Origin of the sequence: Streptomyces sp. NBC_00377 (genome assembly GCF_036075115.1) — a bacterium.
Lineage (GTDB): Bacteria > Actinomycetota > Actinomycetes > Streptomycetales > Streptomycetaceae > Streptomyces.
In genome coordinates this window covers 1,798,570-1,822,444 of the sequence record NZ_CP107958.1, presented here as the reverse complement: position 1 = coordinate 1,822,444, position 23,875 = coordinate 1,798,570, and the positions used below count along the sequence as shown (strand labels likewise).

Genomic DNA, 23,875 nt, shown 5'->3' with positions numbered 1-23,875 from the left:
TCCCGACCCGGGGCGCGCCGCCGCCCGCCCCGACCCGCCACCCGAGACCTCAGGAGAGACACGTGGAACGTCTGGACACCGAACGTCCCAGCTGGGCGCCGCCGGAAGTGGACATCGACACCCCGAGCATCGCCCGGGTGTACGACTACTGGATCGGCGGCACCCACAACTTCCCCGTCGACCGTGAACTCGCCCAGCGGGTCTCGGCCGGCAACCCCGACATCGTCTCCACCCTCCGGGCCAACCGCGCCTTCCTGCGCCGCTCGGTACGCGAGCTGTCGGCGCTCGGCATACGCCAGTTCCTGGACATCGGCTCCGGCATCCCCGCCGAGGGCAACGTCCACGACGTCGCGCTCGGCGCCCACCCGGACAGCACGGTGGTGTACGTCGACATCGACCCGGTGGCGGTCGCGCACGGCCGTGCCCTGCTCGCGGACGAGCCCCGCGCCGCGGTGTTCCAGGGCGACCTGTACAAGTCGCGGGAGATCCTCCATGCCGAGGACACCCGCCGGCTGATCGACTTCGACCGCCCGGTGGCGCTGATCCTCGCCGCCGTCCTGCACTTCGTACCGGACGGCGACGACCCGCTCGAGCTGATCCGGCAGTACACCGAGCCCCTGGTGCCGGGCAGCGCGCTGGTCGTCTCGCACGCCGGGGCCGACGAGGTCCCGCAGGCCGCTCCGGAGGCGGCCGAGCAGTACCGGGGCGCCGTCAGCCAGGTCATCTGGCGCAGCCGGGCGGAGGTCGACGCACTCTTCGAGGGCTTCGACCTGCTCTCACCCGGAGTGGTGCGCGCCCCGCTGTGGCGCCCGGAGCCGGGGGAGCGCCCCGACCCGGAGCTGGCCATGCTGGCCGGAGTGGCGATCAAACCGGCTGGGTGAGCCGGGTGGACACATCGCTGACGGCGCCGCCGGCGCCGGCCGGGTCCCGGATCGCGGGCCCCGGCCGGCGCCGGGGGTTCGGCACACTCCTCGCGGTCGACCTGTGGGAGCGCTTCAGCTTCTTCGGGATGGCGGCGATCCTCGTCCTGTATCTGACCGCGTCGAAGGCACGCGGCGGCATGGCCATGGCGCCCCAGTCGGCCACCGCCGTCTTCGCGGCGTACATGTCGCTGAGCTTCATGGCCGGGCTGCCCGGGGGGTGGCTGGCCGACCGGGTGCTGGGCGCCCGCCGCGCGGTGCTGCTCGGCGGGTCGCTCATCGCCTGCGGGCACCTGGTGCTCGCGGCGCCCTGGGCGGGCTCGCTGTACCCCGGTCTGCTGCTGGTCGTCGCGGGCACCGGCCTGGTCAAACCGGCCATGGCCGCGATGGTCGCCGAACTCGGCGGCGAGGGGCCCGGCCGCCGCGAGGCCGCCTTCTCCCTGTTCTACGTGTGCATCCAGGTGAGCGCGCTCGTGGCACCCGTGGTCACCGGGCTGCTCGCGGAGCGGATCGCCTGGCACCTCGGCTTCGCGGCCGCCGCCGTCGGGATGCTGGCCGGTCTCCTCCAGTTCACGCTCGGCATGCGCGCCTTCGGCGAGGTGGGCGTGCGCCCGCCCCGTCCCGTCGGACGCGCCGCACTCGCGGCGGTGCTCCGCAAGGTCTGCGCCGTCCTCGGTCTGCTCGGCGCGGTGGCGGCGCCCCTGGCGGTCTTGGGCGCGCTCCCGGTCAACGGGGTGCTCGCCGTCCTGGGCCTGACCACGGTCGGACTGCCGTTCGCCTACCTGCGCGCGCTGCGCCGCCGGACGGAGACACCGCGTGCCGCGCCCGGTACCGGGCGCGGGGACACCGCCGAGGACGGCAGCGGCCGCCGGGCCGAGGACACCGACGGCCGGACACGCGCCGGGGACACCGTCCCGAGGGCCGGTGTGCGCCCCGGCACGAAGCCCGGCGCGGACAGCGACACGGGCACCGACGTTCACCCCCGGACGGGAACCGGTCTCGGCACCGGCACCCGGACCGGCGAGTGCACCGAGGAGTACGCGGGCGCCGGCACCGACGTGTACGCGGGCGCGGCCACCGGCTCGCACTCCGGGGCAGGGACCCGCGTACACCCCGGCGCGGACGCCGACGAGTACGCCGGCGCGGGTGGGCAGGGGGCGCGCGCCCGGCTCGGGGCCTTCACCGCCATGATGGCGGCTTCCGCGGCCTTCTGGATGATCTTCGCTCAGGGCGGTTCGGCGCTGAGCCTCTTCGCCGATCGCCACACCGACCGCGCGCTGCTCGGGTTCGAGGTCCCGGCCAGCTGGTTCCAGTCGCTGCATCCGCTGTTCGTGCTGCTCGTCGCCCCGTTCCTGGCCCGTCTGCGGGTGGGCGCCTGGCAACGCGTCGGGACGCCCATGAAGTTCGCGGGGGCGCTGGCCGCCGCCGGTACCAGCTTCGTACTGATGGCGGTGGCCGCCCGGCTGGCCGAGGACGGCCCCGTCGGTCCGTACTGGCTGGTGCTGGTCTACCTGCTCTACTCGTGCGGCGAGATCGCGTTGGCCCCGGCCGGGCTGGCCCTCGCCGCGGCCGTCGCCCCGCCCGGCAGCACCAGCCGGTTCCTGGCCGTGAACGGACTGTTCGGCGCGGTCGGCGTGGTGGTCGGCGGCCAGCTCTACCGCCTCACCGCGGTGCTGCCGCTGTCCGTCTACTTCCTGCTGGTGGGCGTCTTCGTGCTCGGCGTCGGCACGGCGGTCGCTCTCGGCGCCCGCAGCCTCACCCGCCGGCTCGCCGCCGGCTGACCGCCGAAGGCGCCGACTCCCGGCCCGACGGCCGGGCCGACCGTCCAGCACGGCCGGCCCGACCGCCGGGCCACCGCACGCCCACCCCAATCGCCACCGGCCAGCCGAGACCCCCGACGTCGGGGCGGCTGCCCACGATGCCGGGCGTCGTGTCGGCAGTCGTCCGTGGGATCCTGGCCGCGCACCGGGCATCGTGTCGCGCACACCCCTGTGGGGCCGCGCACGCCCGCCCCGGTTGGCCGCTCACACCCGCCCGCCCCTCGCTGTGCGCCGGGCTTAACTCCCGGCGGCCGGTCCGGGAGACACCTGTGTAATGCACGGTTCGTACCGTCGCAGAGGCTTGCAGAGGCTCTCACCAGGCCGATCGTCAGAGGGAAAGGGGCGCCCGTGGCCGCGTTGGACCCGCGGACCGACAGCGCGACCACGACCAGGGTGCGCACGGTCTGCTCGTACTGCGGTGTGGGCTGCGGCATGGTCCTGGACATCGGCAGCGGACCGGACGGGCGCCGTACGGTCCTGAAGGCGTCCGGGGACAAGCAGCACCCGGCCAACTTCGGCCGGCTGTGCACCAAGGGCGCGACCACCGCCGACCTGCTCGCCGCACCCGGCCGGCTGACCGGCGCCCTCGTCCGCCCGGACCGGGGCGAGGAACCGGAGCCCACCCCCGTGGACGCGGCGATCGCCGAGACGGCACGGCGGCTGCGGGCGATCGTCGACGAACACGGCCCCGACGCGGTCGCCCTCTACGTGTCCGGTCAGATGAGCCTCGAAGCCCAGTACCTGGCCAACAAGCTGGCCAAGGGATATCTGCGCACCAACCAGATCGAGTCGAACTCCCGGCTGTGCATGGCGAGCGCCGGGACCGGTTACAAGCTGTCGCTCGGCGCCGACGGCCCGCCCGGCTCGTACGAGGACCTCGACAAGGCGGACGTCTTCCTCGTCATCGGCTCCAACATGGCCGACTGCCACCCGATTCTCTTCCTGCGGATGATGGACCGGGTGAAGGCGGGCGCCAAGCTGATCGTCGTCGACCCGCGCCGCACCGCCACCGCCGCGAAGGCCGACCTGTTCCTCCAGGTCCGGCCCGGCACCGACCTCGCCCTCCTCAACGGCCTGCTGCGCCTCCTGCACGACGACGGCCGCACCGACCCCGACTTCGTCGCCGCGTACACCGAGGGCTGGGAGGCCATGCCTGCGTTCCTCGCCGACTACGCCCCGGGCGCCGTCGCGGAGATCACCGGCATATCCGAGGGCGACCTGCGCGAGGCCGCCCGGCTGATCGGCGAGGCGGGGGAGTGGACCAGTTGCTGGACCATGGGCCTCAACCAGTCCACGCACGGCACCTGGAACACGAACGCCCTGATCAACCTCCACCTGGCGACCGGCGCGATCTGCCGCCCGGGCAGCGGTCCCTTCTCCCTCACCGGCCAGCCCAACGCCATGGGCGGCCGGGAGATGGGCTACATGGGCCCGGGGCTGCCCGGCCAGCGTTCCGTCCTCGTCGACGGCGACCGTGCCTTCGTCGAGGAACTGTGGGGGCTCGAGCCGGGCACGATCAGGGCCGACGGCGTCGGCAGGGGCACCGTCGAGATGTTCCGGAAGATGGCCGACGGCGACATCAGGGCCTGCTGGATCATCTGCACCAACCCGGTCGCCTCCGTCGCCAACCGCAGGACGGTCATCGAGGGGCTGGAGGCCGCCGAGTTCGTCGTCGCGCAGGACGTCTTCGCCGACACCGAGACGAACGCCTACGCCGACGTCGTCCTGCCGGGCGCGCTCTGGACGGAGACCGAGGGCGTCCTCATCAACAGCGAGCGCAACCTCACCCTCGCGCGGCCCGCCGCCGACCCGCCCGGCGAGGCCATGGCCGACTGGCGGATCATCGCGGCCGTCGCCCGGGCGATGGGCTACGAGAGCGGGTTCACCTACGACAGCGCCGAGCAGATCTTCGAGGAGATCAAGCGCGCCCACAACCCGCAGACCGGCTACGACCTGCGCGGAGTGACGTACGACCGGCTGCGCGCCACCCCCGTGCAGTGGCCGGCCGGCAGCGCCGACGGCCCCGACCGCAACCCGGTCCGCTATGTGAACGACGACGGCTCGCTCACCTTCCCCACCGCGTCGGGCCGTGCCGTCTTCCACCCGCGTCCGCATGTCCCGCCCGCCGAGATGCCGGACGACGACTACCCGTTCTTCCTGAACACCGGCCGTCTTCAGCACCAGTGGCACACCCTGACGAAGACCGCGAAGGTGGCCAAGCTCAACAAGCTCGACCCCGGCCCGTTCGTCGAGGTGCACCCCGAGGACGCGGCCGCGCTCGGCATCACCGACGGCGACTCCGTCGAGGTCGCCTCGCGGCGCGGACGGGCCGTGCTGCCTGCCGTCGTCACCGACCGCGTGCTGCCCGGCTCCTGCTTCGCGCCGTTCCACTGGAACGACCTGTTCGGCGAGTACCTCAGCGTCAACGCGGTCACCAGCGACGCCGTCGACCCGCTGTCCTTCCAGCCAGAGCTGAAGGTGTGCGCGGTGTCCCTGACGAAGGTGTCGACACCGGTCAGCGTGCAGCCGCCGGCGACGCGCGCCCCGGCGTCCGCCCCCGCACCCTCCACGGACGCGCCGGTGCGGGGCGCACCCGGGCCCGTCCTGGTGCCGACCGCCGTCCAGCCCGCCGCCGCTGCCGCTGCGGCGGTCTTCGGGCTGCGGCCCGCCCCGCCGCCGGTCCTGACCGAGAGCGAACGGCAGTACCTGGTCGGGTTCCTCGCGGGTGTCCCGGCCGGCGCCCCCGGCGTGCCGGTGCTGCCGCCCGACGCGCCCTTCAGCCCCGAGCACGCGCTGTGGGTCAACGGCACCCTCGCCGGCATGTACTCCCGCACCTCCGCCGTTCCGGCACAGAACCCGGCGCGCCGGGTCGTGATCCTGTGGGCCTCCCAGACGGGCACCGCCGAGGACTTCGCCGCGACCACCGCCGAGCGGCTCACCGAGGGCGGTCACTCGGCCTCCCTCCTCGCCATGGACGAGGCCGACCCCGCAGCGCTGCCCTCCGACGCCGACCTGCTGCTGATCACCAGCACCTTCGGTGACGGAGACGCCCCCGACAACGGCGCGGGGTTCTGGGACGGCCTCGGCGCGCTGGACACCGGCCGCCTGGAAGGCCACCGCTTCGCCGTCCTCGCGTTCGGGGACTCCTCCTACGACGACTTCTGCGGGCACGGCCGGCGGCTGGACCGTCGGATGGACGAGCTCGGCGCGGTCCGGCTGGCCCCGCGCACCGACTGCGAGCCGGACTACGAGACGGAGGCGGAGGCCTGGCTGGACCTGGTGGCCACGGCCCTCAAGGACGCCTCGCAGGCCACGGAACCGGCAGCCGCGGCCCCCTCCGAAGCCCCGGCCCAGGCACCGGCCCCGGCTCCTTCCTCCGCTCGGGCGGGGGTGACGGCAGGGCAACCCGGTCCCGCCACGAAGCCCGCGCTCACCACGGCCCCGCTCACCACGGCCCCGGCGTCCCCCCGCGTCAGGCGCCCCGACCCCGTCACCGCCCGGCTGACCGGTAACCGGCTGCTGAGCCTGCCGGGTTCCGGCAAGGAGGTCCGCCGCTTCACCTTCGACACCCGCGACAGCGAGACCCCGCTCCTCTACGAGGCGGGCGACGCCCTGGCCGTGCGGCCGCTCAACTCGTCCGCCCTGGTGACGGAGTGGCTGGGCGTCACCGGCCTCGACGCGCACGCGCGCGTGCGCGTGAACGGCGTCGGTGAGGTCGCTCTCGGCGAGGCGTTCCTGCGCCACCTCGACATCACCCGGATCACCCCGGCGCTGCTGCGCTTCACCGCCGACCGCACCCGCGACCCGCGGGAACTGCGCAAGCTGCTGCGGCCCGACAACAAGGGCGAGCTGGCGAAGTGGTCCTGGGGCCGCCAGGCCGTCGACGTGGCCGCCGAGTTCCGGGTGCGCGCCGACGCGCAGGAGTGGGCCGACCTGCTGGGACGGCTGCAACCGCGCCTGTACTCGATCTCGTCCAGCCCGCTGACCGATCCCCGCCTCGTCTCGCTCACCGTCTCCGTGGTGCGGTACGAGAACCTGGCCGGCCGCCCCCGCCAGGGCGTGTGCTCACCCTTCCTGGCCGACGCCGGGCCCGGCACCGAGGTCGAGGTCCAGGTGCAGCGCTCCCCGCACTTCCGCCCGCCGGTGAACCCGGCGACCCCGATGGTGATGGTCGGCCCCGGCACGGGCGTGGCGCCGTTCGTCGGCTTCCTCGAGGAGCGCCGGGCGCGTGGGCACCGGGCTCCCAACTGGCTGTTCTTCGGCGAACAGCACCGGGCGACGGACTTCTACTACGAGGAGGAGCTGACCGGCCTCAGGGACGACGGCACGCTCGCCCGTCTGGACACCGCCTTCTCCCGCGATCAGCGTGCCAAGGTCTACGTCCAGGACCGGATCCGTGAGCACGGTTCCCAGCTGTGGTCCTGGCTCCGGGACGGCGCCCACTTCTACGTCTGCGGAGACGCCTCCCGGATGGCCAAGGACGTCGATCTCGCCCTGCGCGAGGTCGCCGTCGTGCACGGGGGCCTGAGCGAGCCGGAGGCGGCCGCCTACGTCAAGCAGCTCGCCTCCGACAAGCGGTACGTGCGGGACGTCTACTGACGGGAGTCACCAAAACAACCCGTGGGGGTAAGGGGCACCAAGTGGTGTTGCGCCGAAGAGAGTTGATATTCGGTCATCGCGGCGCGTCTGTGTTCGTTTTCCAAACAGGAGTGGACAAGATCTGACGCACCCTCCGTCCGTGCGAAGCCGCACGGTTCGCCCCGAGGAAGGTCGTGGTCATGTCGCACCCGCACGTGTCGCCCATGGACCGGCCGGACCGCCCCCAGCGGGTGGAACCGGACCACCTCCGGCGGACGGCCGTCAGCCGCCGTCGTCTGCTCGAAGGGTCCGCCGCCGTCCTCGGCGCGCTCGCCCTGTCCGCGCCGTCCACCGCCCACCGGGCCGTCGCGGCGGACGGCGCCCCGCAGTGGAACGGCGCCATCGACGTCTTCCGGCTCGGCACGGAAGCCCCGCACACCACCCTCATGCCGTACGCGGACGTCCCCCAGGCCCTCGCCGCCGACCGGACCCGCTCGCCCTACCGGCTGAGCCTCGACGGCACCTGGCGGTTCGCCCACGCCGACCGTCCCGACGACCGGGACCCCGACTTCCACCGGACCGACGTCGACGACAGCGACTGGGACACCATCCCCGTCCCCTCCGCCTGGCAGCTGCACGGTTACGACCGCCCGATCTACATCAACATCACCTACCCCTGGTGGGGTGCCAACGGCCTGGGGGAGGAGGCGCAGCCGCCGGCCGCGCCCACCCGCTACAACCCCGTGGGCCAGTACCGCCGCACCTTCACCGTCCCGCGCGGCTGGGCGGGACGGCGGACGTTCCTGCACTTCGAAGGGGTCAAGTCCGCCCACTACGTGTGGATCAACGGCGAGCTGGTCGGCTACCACGAGGATTCCTACGACCCCGCCGAGTACGACATCACCGAGCACCTCAGGCCCGGCGCCAACCAGATCGCGGTGGAGGTCTACCGCTACTCGGACGGCGACTGGCTGGAGGACCAGGACATGATCCGGCTGAGCGGCATCTTCCGCTCGGTCTACCTGTACTCCACCCCCGCGGTGCACCTGCGTGACTTCAGGCTGGACACCCCGCTGAGCGACGACCACACCGCGGCCGGGCTGTCGGTCACCGCGAGTGTGCGGGACTACGGCGGACAGGGCGCCGGCCGGTACTCCGTCGAGACCCAGCTCCACGACGCCGAGGGTCACCCGGTGTGGCCCCGGCCGCTGCAACAGGCTGTCGTGCTCGGCTCCGGGGAGGAGACGACCGTACAGGCCGTGAGGGCCGTGCCCGCGCCGCGCCTGTGGTCGGCCGAACACCCGTATCTGTACACCGCCGTGCTCCGTCTGCGCGACCCGGCGGGAAAGGTCGTCGAGACCCTCTCGCACCGCGTCGGCCTGCGCGAGTTCGCGCTGAAGGACGGCCTGATGCGCATCAACGGCAAACCGGTCTCCCTGCGGGGCACCAACCGGCACGAGATGCACCCGGTCCGCGGCTCGGCCCTCACCCGCGCCGACCTGGTCGAGGACATCCGCATCATCAAGCGGCTGAACATCAACTCCGTCCGCACCTCGCACTACCCCAACAACCCCCAGTGGCTGGAACTCGCCGACGAGTACGGCCTGTACCTCGTGGACGAGACCAACCTCGAGACCCACGGCATCCGGGGCGAGTACCCCGGCGACCACGCCGAGTGGACCACCGCGTGCGTGGCCCGCGCCCAGAACATGGTCCACCGGGACAAGAACCACGCCTCGGTCGTCATCTGGTCCCTCGGCAACGAGGCGGGCGGCGGCAGCACCTTCCACGCCATGCACGACTGGATCCGCTCCTACGACACCACCCGTGTCATCCAGTACGAGGGCGACGACCGCCCGGGGATCAGCGACATCCGCTCCGAGATGTACGACAGTCCCGCGCGCGTCGAGCAGCGGGCGAAGGACTCCGCCGACACCCGGCCGTACGTGATGATCGAGTACTCCCACGCGATGGGGAACTCCAGCGGGAACTTCAAGAAGTACTGGGACCTGATCCGGCGTCACGAGGTCCTCCAGGGCGGCTGGATCTGGGACTTCGTCGACCAGGCCCTCGACTGGCCCACCCCCCGCCGCAAGCTGTTCACCGAGGCCGGTCCCGCCGCGCTCACGGGCGAACTCATCGCCCCCAGCGGCGCGTTCACCCGCGACGAGGGAGTCTCGGGCGGAACCGTCTTCGCCCGCGACACCGCGCTCGACCTCACCGGCTCTCTCACCCTGGAGGCCTGGATCACCCCGCACGTGACCGGATACCACCAGCCGGTCCTCGCCAAGGGCGACACCCAGTACGCCCTGAAGCAGACGAACCGGACCCTCGAGTTCTTCATCTACGGCAGCGGTCAGTGGATCACCGCGAGCTGGCCGCTGCCGGACGACTGGACCGGCGCGGAGCACCATGTCGCGGGTGTCTTCGACGCGGCGACCGGCACGCTGACCCTCCACGTCGACGGCGCGGTACGGGCCACCCGCACCACCACGGTGCGGCCCGCGAACAACACCGCGCCGCTGTCCCTGGCCACCGACGTCGACAACCCGACCCGGGAGTTCAGCGGCACCGTCCGGCGGGCCCGCGTGTACGCCCGGGCGCTGAGCGCCGTCGAACTGGCCTCCACGCAGCGTGGTCCCGGCGACGACGGCGTCCGGTTCTGGTTCGACGCCGCCACCGTCGGCCTCACCGAGAAACGCCCCCGCGAGAAGTCGTTCCGCGCCTACGGCGGCGACTGGGGCGACAACCCCAACGACGGGGCCTTCTCCGGCGACGGCATCGTCACCGCCGACCGCGGACTCACCGGCAAGTCCGCCGAGGTCAAGCGGATCTACCAGGCCATCGACGCCGCACCGGCAACCGGCGCCCGGCTCGCCCCGGGAGGGGCCGTCACCCTCACCAACGAGTACCTGTTCACCGACCTCCGCGAGTTCGACGGACGTTGGGAACTCGTCAGGGACGGCGAGGTGGTGCGGCGCGGGAAGCTGAGCCGGTCCCAGCTGAATGTGCCACCCCTGTCCGCCAAGGACATCACCGTGCCCTTCGACCTGCCGGACGACCCGGCGCCGGGCGCGGAGTACTTCCTCCAACTGTCGTTCACCACCAGGGAGACGACGCAGTGGGCGAGGTCCGGCTTCGAGGTGGCGAGGAATCAGCTCGCCGTCGACGCCGGGAGCCCCGCGGTCGTCCCCGTGCCGCTGGACCGCGTGCCGGCGCTCAGCCATGACGACGGCGAAGCCGCGGTGACCGTCAGGGGTAAGGACTTCTCCCTCACCGTCGACAAGAAGTCCGGCGTCATCACCTCCTACAAGGCCGGCGGTGTCCGGCTGATCTCCTCAGGACCGGCCCCCAACTTCTGGCGTGCGCCCACGGACAACGACCGGGGCAACGGCCAGCACACCCGCAACCAGACCTGGCGCGACGCCGGCGCGCGCCGCACGGTGACCGGCGTCGCCGTGCGGGCGCTGCGCGACCGGGCCGTCGAGATCGTGGTCGCCGGCACACTGCCCACCACGGCGGAGTCGACGTACACCACCACCTACACCGTGTTCGGGAACGGCGAGATCAAGGTCGACAACACCCTGCACCCGGGCTCCGCCTCCCTGCCCTACATCCCGGAGGTCGGCACGCTGCTGTTCCTGCCCGCCCGGCTCGAGCACCTGCACTACTACGGCCGTGGCCCCGAGGAGAACCACTGGGACCGCAACGACGCCACCGACGTGGGCCGTTACTCCGGCACCGTCACCGGGCAGTGGACCTCCTACCTGCGGCCCCAGGAGAACGGCAACAAGACCGACGTCCGCTGGGTGGCCCTCACCGACGGCGACGGGAACGGCCTGCTGGTCTCGGGCGAACCCCTGCTCGAGGTCAACGCCTCGCACTTCACGCCCGAGGACCTCTCCGTCGGCGCCCGCCACGACTACCAGCTCACACCCCGCAAGGAGGTCGTACTGCGCCTGAGTCACCGGCAGATGGGCGTCGGCGGTGACAACAGCTGGGGCGCACACACGCACGACGAGTACAAGCTGTTCGCCGACCGCGACTACGCCTACACCTACCGCCTGCGGCCGTTGACCGACGTCGACCGGGCGACGGCCGCGTCCCGGCGGCCCACGGCGACCTCCGGATAACCGCGACCGCCGTCGGCGGTACGGGCGGGCACGGCCGGGCGGGCCGGCCCCGCCCGTACCGCCGGCGGCGCGATCACCCACGCATTCCGCCCGTCGGCGCGCGAGAATCGGATCGGCAGCACGCATCACCCGTGACGCACTCGACGGAAAAGGAAATGAACCCATGACCGAGCAGGACGAACGCTTCGACGTCGTGGTCCTCGGGGCCGGTCCGGGCGGCTACGTCGCCGCGGTCCGAGCCGCCCAGCTGGGCAAGCGCGTCGCCGTCGTCGAGGAGAAGTACTGGGGCGGCGTCTGTCTCAACGTGGGCTGCATCCCCACCAAGGCCCTCCTGCGCAACGCCGAACTCGCCCACATCTTCACCCACGAGGCGAAGACCTTCGGCATCAAGGTCGACGGCCAGGTCTCCTTCGACTACGGGGAGGCGTACCGCCGCAGCCGCAAGGTCGCCGACGGCCGGGTCAAGGGCGTCCATTACCTGATGAAGAAGAACAAGATCACCGAGGTCGACGGCCGCGGCACCTTCGTCGACGACCACACCCTCCAGGTGGCCGGCTACGAGGGCGACACCCGCACCATCGGCTTCGACCACTGCATCGTCGCCACCGGCGCCACGCCCCGGCTGCTCCCCGGCACCAAGCGCAGCGCCCGCGTGGTGACGTACGAGGAGCAGATCCTGGCCGACGACCTTCCGCAGTCCGTCGTCATCGCCGGAGCCGGTGCCATCGGCATCGAGTTCGCTTACGTCCTGCACAACTACGGCGTGAAGGTCACGATCGTCGAGTTCCTGGACCGGGTCGCGCCCCTGGAGGACGCCGAGGTGTCGGCCGAACTCGCCAAGCAGTACCGGAAGCTTGGCATCGACGTACTCACCTCCACCCGGGTGGAGTCCATCGACGAGTCCGGTCCGCAGGTCCGCGTCACGGTCACCGGGAAGGACGGCGCCCAGCAGGTCCTGGAGGCCGACAAGGTGCTCCAGGCGATCGGCTTCGCCCCGAACGTCACCGGCTACGGCCTGGAGAACACAGGGGTGCGGGTCACCGAGCGCGGCGCGATCGACGTCGACGGCCGCTGCCGCACCTCCGTCCCGCACATCTACGCCATCGGCGACGTCACCGCGAAGCTCATGCTCGCGCACGCCGCCGAGGCCATGGGCATCATCGCCGCCGAGACCCTCGCCGACGCGGAGACCATGGAACTGGACTACGCCATGATCCCGCGCGCCACCTACTGCCAGCCCCAGATCGCCAGCTTCGGCTACACCGAGGCCCAGGCGCGCGAGAAGGGCTACGACGTCAAGGTGGCGAAGTTCCCGTTCACCGCGAACGGCAAGTCGCACGGCCTCGGCGACACCACCGGCTTCGTGAAACTGATCAGCGACGCCAGGTACGGCGAGCTCATCGGCGGTCATCTGATCGGCCCCGACGTCACCGAGCTCCTGCCCGAGCTGACCCTCGCCCAGCAGTGGGACCTCACCGTCCACGAGGTCGCCCGCAACGTCCACGCCCACCCGACGCTGGGCGAGGCCGTGAAGGAGGCCGTCCACGGCCTGGCCGGCCACATGATCAACATGTAGCTCCCGCGCACCGCACGGGGCGGGCCCGTTCACCCGGACGGACCCGCCTCGCTCGCCGCCGCCGCACGTTCGGGATGTGCTGGGTCTCCACCGGACCGGCCCCGGGCCGCAACCGGACCGACGGCGAGGGAGTCCGCCATGGCGGAGAGCGGTGTACCCGCTGACGCGGAGCTCGAGGCACTCAGAGGCCGCATCGCGGCACTGGAGGCCGAGCGGGCCCGGACCGAGCGGGCGCGTCGGCCCGCCCACCACCGCGTCCGCTCGATCGTCGCGGTCGTCCTCATCGTCCTCGGCTGCGTCCTCGCCCCGCTGGGCGTGGTGGCGGCCTGGACCTCCAGCATCGTGGGCGACACCGACCGCTACGTCGACACCGTCCGCCCGCTGGCCTCGGACAAGGACATTCAGAACGCGGCCGCCAACCGCGTCACGAACGCCCTGATGGAGCGCCTCGACCTGACCGCGCTCCTCCAGGACGCCGCCCCGGCCCAGCGCCCCCTGCTGGAGAAGGCCCTGGGCAAGCTCGGCCCCTCGCTCGAAAGCGCCGTCCGCAGCTTCGTGCACGACAAGGCGGAGGCGGTCGTGGCCTCCGACGCCTTCGAGAAGATCTGGACCGACGCCAACCGCAGAATCCACAGCGCTGTCGACAAGGCCCTCACCGGCAGCGGCGGCGGCGCGGTGAAGATCGAGAACGACACGGTGACCCTCGACCTCGCCCCGGTCGTCGAGCAGGTCAAGCAACGCCTCGTCGACTCCGGGATGACGGTCGCGGGGAAGATCCCCGAGATCCACACCGACTTCACGATCGTCGAGTCCGAGGACATCGGCAAGGTCAAGACCTACTTCCGGGTGCTGCAACTGGTCGGCTTCTGGCTGCCCGTCGTCGCGGTCCTGCTGGTGGTGGCCGGCGTGCTGGTCTCCACCCACCGCCGGCGCGTCCTGATCGTCGCCTCGCTCTGTTTCGCCTTCGCCACCCTTCTCCTCGGCGTGGCGCTGACCGTCTTCCGGGTCGTCTATCTGGACGCCCTCCCGTCCGGGGTCTCCCAGCCCGCCGCCGGATCCCTGTACGACACGCTCACCCGGTTCCTGCGCACCTCCGTGCGGTCGGTGGTCGCTCTCGGGGTGGTGATCGCCGTCGCCGCCTGGCTGACCGGACCCGGCCGCCATGCCGCCCTGGTGCGGCGGCTGTGGCACTCGGCCATCGACGCCGTGCGCGCGACCGCCGATCACGCCGGGCTGCGCACCGGCCCCGTCGGCCCGTTCGTCGACCGCTACCGCACCTGGATCACCTGGATCCTGGTCGCCGGAGCCGTCCTGGCCTTCGTCCTGTGGCCGTACCCGACCGGCTGGGTCGTGGTCGGGCTCGCCCTCGCCCTGCTCTTCGCGCTCGGAGTCGTCGACTTCCTCGCGACCCAGCCCTCCCGGAAGGACAGCCCCGCATGACCTCGCACTCCCCGACCGGAGAGCCGCCGGGCGAGATAGGCACCGCCTGGTCCGCCCCGCCCGGCGGACCGCCCCGGCCCACCCCGCACACCGGCCGGGCCGACGGCGTCGTGTTCGCCGGCGTCCTGATGCTGTGCAGCGGTGTGCTCGCCGTCCTCCAGGGCATCGCGGCCCTCGCCGAGGACGACGTCTACGCCCGCGTCGGCAGTTACGTCTACGAGCTCGACCTCACCGGGTGGGGCTGGATCCACCTCGTCCTCGGCGTGCTCGCGGCGTCGACCGGCGCGGCCCTCCTCAGGAGAGTGACCTGGGCGCGCTTCACGGGCGTCTTCCTCGCCGCGCTGAGCCTGGTCGCCCAGTTCCTGTTCCTGCCCTACGAGCCGCTCTGGTCGATCGCCGTCATGGGGATCGACGTCTTCGTCATCTGGTCGCTGGTGACGTGGCAGGAGGAGCCGGGCCGCCGGACGGCAGGGGAGTGACCCCGGCCGTCACGTACGACTGCCCGGCGGCGGAAGGGCGGGGGCCCGGGCGGGCGGTGCCGGCGCAGCCCCCGGGGCCGGGCCGGTGCAGCGGTGCGCGGACACCGGCCTCCATGTCGGATTCTCGCCAGCACCCCGTCCGCCGCGAGACGATGCTGGACGTATGCAGAACGGGATGTACACCGATCGCGAGCGTTGTGTGCGCGCCGTGCAGTCCAAGGACGCCCGGTTCGACGGCTGGTTCTTCACGGCGGTCCTGACCACGGGCATCTACTGCCGGCCCAGCTGCCCGGTCGTGCCGCCCAAGCCGCGGAACATGGTCTTCCACCCGAGCGCGGCGGCCTGCCAGCAGGCGGGCTTCCGCGCCTGCAAGCGCTGCCGCCCCGACACCACCCCGGGCTCGCCCGAGTGGAACCAGCGGGCCGATCTGGTCGCCCGTGCCATGCGGCTGATCGCCGACGGCGTCGTCGACCGCGAAGGGGTGCCGGGACTCGCGTCCCGCCTCGGCTACAGCACCCGTCAGGTCGAACGCCAGCTCCTCGCCGAACTCGGCGCGGGACCGCTGGCGCTGGCGCGGGCGCAGCGGGCACAGACAGCGCGCCTCCTCATCGAGACGACCGGACTGCCCATGGCACAGGCCGCGTTCGCGTCCGGGTTCTCCTCCATCCGCACCTTCAACGACACCGTGCGCGAGGTCTTCGCGCTCTCCCCGACGGAACTGCGCGCCCGGGTCCCGCGCAGGGACCCCTCGGCCCGCCCGGCCGCGCCCGGCACGCTCGCCCTGCGCCTGCCCTTCCGTGCCCCGCTCAACCCCGACAACCTCTTCGGCCATCTCGCCGCGACCGGCGTCCCGGGGGTCGAGGAGTGGCGGGACGGGGCGTACCGGCGGACCCTGCGGCTGCCGTACGGGCACGGCGTCGTGGCGCTCACCCCGCACCCCGACCACATCGGCTGCCGCCTCGGCCTCAGCGACCTGCGGGACCTCACCGTCGCGATCAGCCGCTGCCGGCGCATGCTCGACCTGGACGCCGACCCGGTCGCCGTCGACGACCGGCTGCGCACGGATCCGCTGCTCGCGCCCCTCGTGGACAAGGCGCCGGGCCGCCGGGTGCCCCGCACGGTCGACGAGTCGGAGTTCGCCGTGCGCGCCGTGCTGGGGCAGCAGGTCTCCACGGCGGCCGCCCGCACCCACGCCGCCCGCCTGGTCACCGCGCACGGCGAGCCGGTCGACGACCCGGAGGGCGGCCTCACCCACCTCTTCCCGACCGTCGAGGCACTCGCCGCCGTCGACCCCGGGACACTGGCGATGCCCCGCACCCGCCGCACCACCTTCACCACCCTTGTCGGACGACTCGCCGACGGAACCATCCACCTGGGAGTGGAGAGCGACTGGTCCGAGGCCCGTGCCCGGCTCCTCTCGCTGCCCGGCTTCGGGCCGTGGACGGTCGACGTCATCGCGATGCGCGCCCTCGGCGACCCCGACGCCTTCCTGCCCACCGACCTCGGAATCCGCCGTGCCGCACAACGGTGGGGACTGCCCTCCACCCCGGCGGCGCTCACCGCCCGCGCGGCGGGCTGGCGTCCCTGGCGGGCGTACGCCGTCCAGTACCTCTGGGCGACCGACAGCCACCCCATCAACTTCCTGCCCGTATAAGGAACCCGCCTTGAAACAGCACACGATCACCGACAGCCCGTACGGCCCCCTCACCCTCGTCGCCGACGACGGCGTCCTGTGCGGCCTCTACATGACAGGGCAACGCCACCGCCCGCCCGAGGAGAACTTCGGCCCGCGCGACGAGACCCTCTTCGGGGACGCCGAGGACCAGCTGAAGGCCTACTTCGCCGGAGAACTCAAGGAGTTCGGCCTCGAACTGCGCCTGCACGGCACCCCGTTCCAGCGCTCGGTCTGGGACGAACTGCGGAAGATCCCCTACGGCGAGACCCGCACCTACGGCGAACTCGCCGTGGCCCTGGGCAGCCCGAGCGCCTCCCGCGCGGTGGGCCTCGCCAACGGGAAGAACCCTGTCGGCATCATCGTGCCCTGCCACCGCGTGATCGGCGCCGGCGGCGGCCTCACCGGCTACGGCGGCGGACTGGAACGCAAGCAGCGCCTGCTGGAGTTCGAGGGCGCGACACGCGCGCCCGCCCTTTTCTAGCACCGCTGTCCGCGGCCGCCGGCCACGGCCGTTGTTTGTGACCTGTACATGACCTGTCTCTGGTGGGATGTTTGCCTGGCGGGGCCCACCGTTCGTCTGGCCTTCACCCAGGACAGGCCCAGGGCTTCTAGGGTGGCGGCGCCGCACCCCCGTACGTCCGTCACTACTGTCCGGAGGACAGTCATGGCCGCCGTCAAGGCTTCCCAGCGCAACAGACGTCCCCTCGCCGCCCTCGCCGGGGCCCTCGCCCTCACCGCCACCTCGATCGGCGCGTGGGCCGCCACGGCCACCACCGCCCAGGCCGCAGCTCTCCCCGCCCCCGACCACATGGTGGTCGTGGTGATGGAGAACCACGCCTACTCACAGGTGATCGGCAGCTCCAGCGCGCCCTACCTCAACAACACCCTCAAGGCGGGCGGCGCGAGCCTCACCCAGTCGTACGGCCTCACCCACCCCAGCGAGCCGAACTACTACATGCTGTTCTCGGGCTCCAACCAGGGCCGCACCGACGACAGTTGCGTGCCGGTCGGGTCCCTCTCCGCACCCAACCTCGCCTCGGAGCTGATCGCCGCCGGCAAGACCTGGGCCAGCTACAACGAGTCGCTGCCGAGCCAGGGTTCCACGACGTGCAGCAGCGGTAAGTACGCACAGAAACACAACCCCTGGTTCGGGTTCTCCAACGTGCCGACGAGCACCGCCAAGACCATGACGCAGTTCCCGGCCGACTACACGACCCTGCCCAAGGTCTCCTTCGTCGTACCGAACCTGTGCAGCGACATGCACGACTGCTCGGTCTCCACCGGCGACACCTGGATCAAGAACAACCTGGGCGCCTACGCCACCTGGGCCAGTACCCACAACAGCATCCTCGCCGTCACCTTCGACGAGGACAACAAGCTGTCCGGCAACCGGATCCCCACCGTCCTGTACGGACAGCACGTCACCCCCGGCAGCTCCAGCTCCACCACCTACAACCACTACAACGTCCTGCGGACCGTGGAGGACCTGGCCGGTCTGAGCACGCACGCGGGCAACGCCGCCTCGGCGTCCGACATCACCGGCATCTGGAACTGACGCCCGTGTATCTCGCGGACTCCCGCGGCACGGGGGCCGCCGTCGCCCCGGACCCCCGTCCGGGGCGACGGCCGGCCGCGGTGCCCGGCACCGTGCTGGCCCTGGGCGCCGTCAGCCTGATCACGGACGTCTCCTCGGAGATGGTCACGGCCGTGCTGCCCCTCTACGTCGTCGCGGGGCTCGGTCTCTCACCGCTCGGATTCGGCGTCCTCGACGGCATCAACAACGGCGTCGGAGCCCTGGTCCGGCTCGCCGGAGGCCATCTCGCCGACCGGGGAGGCCACCGGCACAAGGCGGTGGCGGGCCTCGGCTACGGCCTCTCGGCCCTGTGCAAGCCGCTGCTGCTGCTCGCGCACACCCTCCCCGCGATCGGCGTCGTGCTCGCGGCCGACCGCACCGGCAAGGGGCTGCGCACCGCGCCCCGGGACGCGATGATCTCGCTGGCCACCGAACCCGAGCACCGGGGACGGGCGTTCGGCGTGCACCGGGCCATGGACACCACCGGCGCGCTGCTCGGCCCGCTCGTCGCCTTCGCCGTGCTGCGGGCCACCGTCGACGGCTATGACGCGGTCTTCGCGGTCAGCGGCTGCGTCGCCGTGCTCGGGGTCCTGGTGCTGGTGCTCTTCGTGCCCCGCCGCATCGCCCCTGCGGGCGCCGCGCCCCTGCCCGAACCGGCCCGGCCGGCGCTGCGGGACGCTCTCGCACTGCTGCGCCGTCCGGAACTGCGCAGGCTCACCGTGTGCGCCACCCTGCTCGGCCTGACCACCGTCAGCGACTCCTTCCTCTATCTCCTGCTCCAGCGCGAAGGCGACCTGCCCGCCCACCTCTTCCCGCTGCTGCCGCTCGGCACCGCCGCGGTCTTCCTGCTGCTCGCCCTGCCGTTCGGCGCCCTCGCCGACCGCGTCGGCAGCCGCCGCCTCTTCCTGGCCGGCCACGGCGTCCTGCTGCTCGGCTACGCCCTGGTGCTGTCCCCCTGGCACGGCGCCCCCGCGGTGGCCGCCGTCCTCCTCCTGCACGGCGCCTTCTACGCCGCCACCGACGGAGTCCTCGCGGCCGCCACCGCCAGCGCCGTGCCGGCGCGGCACCAGGGAGCCGGGCAGGCCCTGGTCGGCACCGGCCAGGCGCTGGCCCGCTTCGTCTGCTCGCTCGCCTTCGGCGCGGCCTGGAGCCTGTGGGGCGGACGGCCGGCGCTCGCCGTCGCCGCCGGCGCGCTCGCCGCCGGTGTCGTCGTCGCCTCGTTCGTTCTCCGTCCCACCGGTGAGGTGCGCGCATGACCAGGACGACCCGCCTGCTGATCCTGACGGTCGCCGTCGTGCTGCTCGGCGCCGTCGGCACCGCGGCGGTGCTGTACTCCGCCCACCGGTCGGGACGGCGCGACCAGCAGCAGGCGAACGGCCCGACCGTGCGGACCGGCGCCGTCTCGCTCCGGCCCACGACCGGCAGACGGCTCGTGGTCCGCAACCTGGCCTGGGGCCCGCACCGCGACGAACTCACCACCGTTCCCGCCGACGACCCGCAGGGGCCGCGCACCGCGTCGGGCGTCAAGTGCCTGCGCTTCCACGCGGCGGCCGGCACCGGCATCTGCCTCCAGGCCGCGCACGGCGCGCTCCAGGACACCTACCGGGCGGTGGTGCTCGATCCGCACCTGCGCGAGCTGCACCGCTTCCCCGTCTCCGGCATCCCCACCCGCGCCCGGGTCTCGCCCTCCGGCCACCTGGTGGCCTGGACGGTCTTCGTCAGCGGCGACTCCTACGCCGGCACCGACTTCTCCACCCGCACCGCCGTCGTCGACACCCGGACCTGGACGATCGACGACAACCTGGAGACCTTCCGCGTCATCGAGGACGGCCGCACCTACCGCGCCGCGGACATCAACATCTGGGGCGTCACCTTCGCCGACGACACCCGCTTCTACGCCACGCTGGCGACCGGCGGCCGGACCCACCTCGTACGGGGCGACCTCACGACCCGCACCCTCACCACCCTGCACGACAACGTCGAATGCCCCTCCCTCTCGCCCGACGGCACCCGGATCGCCTACAAGAGACGCGTCGCGGGAGCCTCGCCCGACGCCCCCTGGCGGCTGTACGTCCTCGATCTGCGCACCATGAAGGAGACCGCGACCGCCGAACGGCGCAACGTCGACGACCAGGCCCTGTGGGCCGACGACTCCACCCTCGTCTACGCCCTTCCCGGCGACTACGGCTCGGACCTGTGGACCGTCCCCGCCGACGGCGGCGGCACCGCCCGCACCCTCATGACCTCCGCCGTCGCCCCCGCCTACCTCGGATGACGCACGGGGCGGACACGGTGACCGCCGACCCGAGCAGACCCGCCTTCACGACCGCGCCGCCGTGAGACCGGCCAGCAGCTTCGGCAGCGCCGCCCCGATCGGCTCCCGGACGACCTCGTCGGCGATCTCGTCGTACGGCGTCGGCTCGGCGTTGACGACGATCAGCCGGGCCCCGTGGTCGGCGGCGACGCCGGCCAGCCCGGCCGCCGGCTGCACCCGCAGGCTGGTGCCGACGGCGACGAACACGTGGCAGGCCTTGGCGATGGCGAGGGCGTCGCCCAGCACCACGGGGTCGAGGCGCTGGCCGAACATCACCGTGGCCGGCTTGAGGATCCCGCCGCACTCCAGGCACGGCGGGTCCTCCTCGCCTGCGTCGAGACGGGCGAGAGCGTCCTCCATCGGGCCGCGCGCCGGGCACCGCGTGCACACGACACCGCGTGCGGTGCCGTGCAGTTCCAGGACCTTGCGGGCCGGCATCCCGGCGAGCTGATGGAGCCCGTCCACGTTCTGGGTGATCACCCGCACCGGCACCCCGGACCGCTCCAGCTCGGCCACGGCCCGGTGCGCCGCGTTCGGCTCCGCGCCCAGGGCCCCGATCCCGCGCCGCATCTGCCAGGACCTCCGCCGGATCTCCGGGTCGCCCATGTAGTGCTCGTACGTCACGAGCTTCTCGGCCTCGGGATCCCTGCGCCACAGCCCGTTCGGACCACGGTAGTCGGGGATCCCGGAGTCGGTGGAGACACCGGCACCGCTGAGGATGGCGACGAGAGGCTTTCCCATGGGCCGAGGGTAGGCCCGGCCTTCTGCGCCGGGCGAACGGTTTTGACCGGGGGCGGGCGCCTCCCGTCAGCGGCTCCCGCGGGCGTTGAGCCGGGCGGCCTGGCGGGTCAGATGGTCTCGCTCGGCGAGGTCCGGCGCCCGGTGGGCGGCCTCGGCGTAGAGCCGCGCCGCCGTCGTCAGGTCGCCGTCGCGCTCGTGGAGGTACGCCGCCACCGCGGTGTGACGGGGCAGCGTCGCGTCCAGGGCCGCCAGCTCCGCCAGCCCGGCGCGCGGTCCGTCGGCCTCGCCGACGGCGACCGCGCGGTTGAGCCGGACGACCGGGCTGTCGGTCAGGCCCACGAGTTCGTCGTACCACTCGACGATCTGCACCCAGTCGGTCTCCTCGGCGGTGAGCGCGTCGGCGTGGAGCGCCGCGACGGCGGCCTGGGCCTGGAACTCGCCGAGCCGGTCGCGGGCGAGGGCCGCCTGGAGGATCCGGACGCCCTCGGCGATCGCCACGGTGTCCCACCGGGAGCGGTCCTGCTCGGCGAGCGGCACCAGGCTGCCGTCGGACGCGGTCCGGGCGGCACGCCGGGCGTGGTGGAGCAGCATCAGGGCGAGCAGACCGGCCACCTCGGGGTGGTCGACGACGGCCGCGAGCTGCCGGGTGAGCCGGATGGCCTCGGCGACGAGGTCGACATCGCCGGAATAGCCCTCGTTGAACACCAGGTAGAGGACGCGCAGCACGGTGGCGACATCGCCGGGCCGGTCGAGGCGCACCTCGGAGACGGTGCGCTTGGCCCGGCTGATGCGTTGCGCCATGGTCGCCTCGGGCACCAGATAGGCCCGGGCGATCTGGCGGGTGGTCAGCCCGCCGACGGCGCGCAGTGTGAGCGCGGCCGCGGACGACGGCGTCAGCGACGGGTGGGCGCACAGGAAGTACAGCTGGAGGGTGTCGTCCACCGCGGGCGCCGGCCCGGGCGCCGGCTCCTCGTCGACGAGGTCCTCACGCCGGCGGCGGGCGGTCTCCGCCCGGGTCGCGTCGAGGAACCGGCGCCAGGCCACGGTGACCAGCCAGCCCTTCGGGTCCCGGGGCGGATCGGCCGGCCAGACGCGGACCGCCTCGACCAGCGCGTCCTGCACGGCGTCCTCGGCCGCCGCGAAGTCGGCTCCGCGGCGGACGAGGATGCCGAGCACGCTCGGCGTGAGGCTCCGGAGCAGGGCCTCGTTCATCGACGAGGTCACTCCGTGACGGTGGCGTGCGCGCCCAGGAACGGGCGCAGCTCGAGCCACTCGTGGATCGGCTTCCCGCCCGCCCCGGGGGCGGCCGACAGTTCCCCCGCCAGCTCGACGGCCCGCTCGTGGCTGTCGACGTCGATCACCATCCAGCCGGCGATGAGGTCCTTGGTCTCGGCGAACGGGCCGTCGGTGACCGGCGGGCGGCCCTCGCCGTCGTAGCGGACCCACGTCCCCTCGGGAGCGAGCGCCTGGCCGTCGACGAACTCGCCGCTCTTCTCCAGCCGGGCCGCGAAGTCGTTCATGTACTGCACGTGCGCCGAGATCTCCTCCGGCGTCCACTGGTCCATCGGGACGCAGTTGACCGCTTCCGGGGCGCCTCGGTAGTGCTTCAGCAGCAGGTACTTGGCCATCGTGGTTCTCCTCGGTACCGGTGCGACCCATTGTGGGCGCGTTCACCACGGGGACGAAGCCGGCCCCGGGTTCTCGACATCCTCGTCCGGACTTTTCTTCGCGACTTTCCCGGCCTTCGCCGATGGACCCGGCCCGGCGCCCGCGGGCCCCGGACGATCCGGCCGGTGCGAGCCGATGCCGGACCGGCCGTGCCGGTGCTACCGTCCCGACATGGCCAAGGTCGCTGTCTCGCTCGACGCCGAACTCGTCGTCGAGGTCATGGTGCTCACCGGTGTGGGCAGCCCGCAGGACGCCGTCGAACTCGTGGTGCGCGACTACATCGAGCGCGGCCACCGCACGGAGGCCAGGACCGCCGTCCGGGACGAGGTCCTGCGCGAGGTGGACGCCGCACCGCGCGACGTGCAGGGCTGAGCGGACCGCGGGGCGACGCCGACCGGGGATCACCGGAGGCCAGGGGCCAGGGCTCGGGTCAGTGCGCCGGGCGGCCGTTCTCCAGCTCGGCTGTCGTAGAGCTGTCCGCGAGCGCGTCCAGGGCGGCCAGGACCCGGCGGCCCAGCGAACCGAGCAGATGGTCGGTGATCTCCTCGCGCGCGACCAGCCGCCAGGAGAGCAGCTCGGCCTCCTGCAACCGGATCGCCTTGAGGTCGTCCTCGTCGAGGACCCCGCCGTCGTAGACGTACGCCACCAGCGGCGGCCGGTCCGGGCCGAGCGACCAGTCCACCGCGAGCAGCCGGCCGAGTTCGCGGTCGAGGCCGATCTCCTCGAGCGTCTCGCGACGCGCGGCCTGCCGGGGTCCCTCGCCCTCGTCGGACTCGATCGTGCCGCCCGGAAGGGCCCAGCCCGCCCGGTAGTTGGGCTCGACGAGCAGGACGCGCCCCTCGGCGTCACGGAAGAGAGCGGCGGCGCCGGCCAGGACACGGGGCAGGGAGGCGATGTACGCCGCGAAGTCGGTCGTGCTGGGGTTGCTCATCCGGAAAGCGTAAGCGGCGGCGGGCAG

The 23,875-nt window shown here is 72.7% G+C and carries 17 protein-coding genes; 13 read left to right on the top strand and 4 right to left on the bottom strand.

Going from position 1 to position 23,875, the window contains the following annotated elements; translation table 11 throughout:
* The first annotated feature begins 62 nt into the window (after nt 1-62).
* From OHS71_RS08025 to OHS71_RS07970, 12 genes are all read left to right on the top strand, one after another.
* Nucleotides 63-881: an SAM-dependent methyltransferase gene (locus OHS71_RS08025; protein WP_328478259.1), complete on the top strand. Its 819-nt coding sequence runs from the start codon at nt 63-65 to the stop codon at nt 879-881.
* Nucleotides 882-886: 5 nt separating this feature from the next.
* Nucleotides 887-2,701 (top strand): peptide MFS transporter, encoded by a 1,815-nt coding sequence (locus OHS71_RS08020; RefSeq protein WP_328478257.1) that lies wholly within the window; start codon nt 887-889, stop codon nt 2,699-2,701.
* Nucleotides 2,702-3,172: 471 nt separating this feature from the next.
* Nucleotides 3,173-7,339 carry a molybdopterin-dependent oxidoreductase gene (locus OHS71_RS08015; RefSeq protein ID WP_443047158.1) on the top strand — a complete coding sequence of 1,389 codons (4,167 nt, stop codon included), beginning with the start codon at nt 3,173-3,175 and terminating at the stop codon, nt 7,337-7,339.
* Between the two features lie 179 nt (nt 7,340-7,518).
* Nucleotides 7,519-11,451 carry a glycoside hydrolase family 2 TIM barrel-domain containing protein gene (locus tag OHS71_RS08010; protein ID WP_328478253.1) on the top strand — a complete coding sequence of 1,311 codons (3,933 nt, stop codon included), beginning with the start codon at nt 7,519-7,521 and terminating at the stop codon, nt 11,449-11,451.
* 163 nt (nt 11,452-11,614) lie between these two features.
* Nucleotides 11,615-13,027: a dihydrolipoyl dehydrogenase gene (lpdA, locus tag OHS71_RS08005; protein ID WP_328478251.1), complete on the top strand. Its 1,413-nt coding sequence runs from the start codon at nt 11,615-11,617 to the stop codon at nt 13,025-13,027.
* Nucleotides 13,028-13,165: 138 nt separating this feature from the next.
* Nucleotides 13,166-14,467 carry a hypothetical protein gene (locus OHS71_RS08000; protein WP_328478250.1) on the top strand — a complete coding sequence of 434 codons (1,302 nt, stop codon included), beginning with the start codon at nt 13,166-13,168 and terminating at the stop codon, nt 14,465-14,467.
* Nucleotides 14,464-14,946 carry a DUF7144 family membrane protein gene (locus OHS71_RS07995; RefSeq protein WP_328478248.1) on the top strand — a complete coding sequence of 161 codons (483 nt, stop codon included), beginning with the start codon at nt 14,464-14,466 and terminating at the stop codon, nt 14,944-14,946. Before OHS71_RS08000 ends, OHS71_RS07995 begins: the two co-directional genes overlap by 4 nt.
* Nucleotides 14,947-15,109: 163 nt before the next feature.
* The gene (locus tag OHS71_RS07990; RefSeq protein ID WP_328478246.1) at nt 15,110-16,600 is read left to right on the top strand and encodes an AlkA N-terminal domain-containing protein; all 1,491 of its coding nucleotides are present in this window, start codon (nt 15,110-15,112) and stop codon (nt 16,598-16,600) included.
* A gap of 10 nt (nt 16,601-16,610) precedes the next feature.
* Nucleotides 16,611-17,102 (top strand): methylated-DNA--[protein]-cysteine S-methyltransferase, encoded by a 492-nt coding sequence (locus OHS71_RS07985; RefSeq protein ID WP_328478244.1) that lies wholly within the window; start codon nt 16,611-16,613, stop codon nt 17,100-17,102.
* A gap of 183 nt (nt 17,103-17,285) precedes the next feature.
* Nucleotides 17,286-18,176: an alkaline phosphatase family protein gene (locus OHS71_RS07980; RefSeq protein ID WP_328478240.1), complete on the top strand. Its 891-nt coding sequence runs from the start codon at nt 17,286-17,288 to the stop codon at nt 18,174-18,176.
* Between the two features lie 5 nt (nt 18,177-18,181).
* On the top strand, nt 18,182-19,450 hold the full coding sequence (locus tag OHS71_RS07975) for an MFS transporter (protein ID WP_328478238.1): 1,269 nt from the start codon (nt 18,182-18,184) through the stop codon (nt 19,448-19,450).
* The gene (locus tag OHS71_RS07970) at nt 19,447-20,469 is read left to right on the top strand and encodes a TolB family protein (RefSeq protein WP_328478236.1); all 1,023 of its coding nucleotides are present in this window, start codon (nt 19,447-19,449) and stop codon (nt 20,467-20,469) included. The genes OHS71_RS07975 and OHS71_RS07970 overlap by 4 nt, the downstream gene beginning before the upstream one ends.
* Before the next feature lie 45 nt (nt 20,470-20,514).
* Here the strand turns inward: OHS71_RS07970 and OHS71_RS07965 are convergent, their stop codons facing one another.
* The 3 genes from OHS71_RS07965 to OHS71_RS07955 all read right to left on the bottom strand — a co-directional run bounded on the left by OHS71_RS07965 (nt 20,515) and on the right by OHS71_RS07955 (nt 22,877).
* A complete protein-coding gene (locus tag OHS71_RS07965) occupies nt 20,515-21,249 on the bottom strand; it encodes an SIR2 family NAD-dependent protein deacylase (protein ID WP_328478234.1) in 735 nt (244 codons plus the stop codon).
* A 66-nt stretch (nt 21,250-21,315) separates the two neighbouring features.
* The gene (locus OHS71_RS07960; protein ID WP_328484438.1) at nt 21,316-22,461 is read right to left on the bottom strand and encodes an RNA polymerase sigma factor; all 1,146 of its coding nucleotides are present in this window, start codon (nt 22,459-22,461) and stop codon (nt 21,316-21,318) included.
* Nucleotides 22,462-22,469: 8 nt separating this feature from the next.
* Nucleotides 22,470-22,877, bottom strand: coding sequence for a YciI family protein (locus tag OHS71_RS07955; RefSeq protein ID WP_328478232.1), 408 nt, complete (start codon nt 22,875-22,877; stop codon nt 22,470-22,472).
* 211 nt (nt 22,878-23,088) lie between these two features.
* Between OHS71_RS07955 and OHS71_RS07950 the strand changes: the two genes are divergently transcribed.
* Nucleotides 23,089-23,289, top strand: coding sequence for a DUF2191 domain-containing protein (locus OHS71_RS07950; RefSeq protein WP_328478230.1), 201 nt, complete (start codon nt 23,089-23,091; stop codon nt 23,287-23,289).
* A gap of 58 nt (nt 23,290-23,347) precedes the next feature.
* On the opposite strand, the gene OHS71_RS07945 is transcribed toward OHS71_RS07950, so the two are convergent.
* Nucleotides 23,348-23,848 (bottom strand): NUDIX hydrolase, encoded by a 501-nt coding sequence (locus tag OHS71_RS07945; RefSeq protein WP_328478228.1) that lies wholly within the window; start codon nt 23,846-23,848, stop codon nt 23,348-23,350.
* Nucleotides 23,849-23,875 lie beyond the last annotated feature (27 nt).

Coding starts and splice junctions, on each gene's coding strand:
- OHS71_RS07990 (WP_328478246.1), top strand. CDS start 15,110: ATGCAGAACGGGATGTACACCGATCGCGAGCGTTGTGTGCGCGCCGTG.
- OHS71_RS07950 (WP_328478230.1), top strand. CDS start 23,089: ATGGCCAAGGTCGCTGTCTCGCTCGACGCCGAACTCGTCGTCGAGGTC.
- OHS71_RS08010 (WP_328478253.1), top strand. CDS start 7,519: ATGTCGCACCCGCACGTGTCGCCCATGGACCGGCCGGACCGCCCCCAG.
- OHS71_RS07970 (WP_328478236.1), top strand. CDS start 19,447: ATGACCAGGACGACCCGCCTGCTGATCCTGACGGTCGCCGTCGTGCTG.
- OHS71_RS08000 (WP_328478250.1), top strand. CDS start 13,166: ATGGCGGAGAGCGGTGTACCCGCTGACGCGGAGCTCGAGGCACTCAGA.
- OHS71_RS07945 (WP_328478228.1), bottom strand. CDS start 23,848: ATGAGCAACCCCAGCACGACCGACTTCGCGGCGTACATCGCCTCCCTG.
- OHS71_RS07965 (WP_328478234.1), bottom strand. CDS start 21,249: ATGGGAAAGCCTCTCGTCGCCATCCTCAGCGGTGCCGGTGTCTCCACC.
- OHS71_RS07960 (WP_328484438.1), bottom strand. CDS start 22,461: ATGAACGAGGCCCTGCTCCGGAGCCTCACGCCGAGCGTGCTCGGCATC.
- OHS71_RS07995 (WP_328478248.1), top strand. CDS start 14,464: ATGACCTCGCACTCCCCGACCGGAGAGCCGCCGGGCGAGATAGGCACC.
- OHS71_RS08015 (WP_443047158.1), top strand. CDS start 3,173: ATGGTCCTGGACATCGGCAGCGGACCGGACGGGCGCCGTACGGTCCTG.
- OHS71_RS07980 (WP_328478240.1), top strand. CDS start 17,286: ATGGCCGCCGTCAAGGCTTCCCAGCGCAACAGACGTCCCCTCGCCGCC.
- lpdA (WP_328478251.1), top strand. CDS start 11,615: ATGACCGAGCAGGACGAACGCTTCGACGTCGTGGTCCTCGGGGCCGGT.
- OHS71_RS07955 (WP_328478232.1), bottom strand. CDS start 22,877: ATGGCCAAGTACCTGCTGCTGAAGCACTACCGAGGCGCCCCGGAAGCG.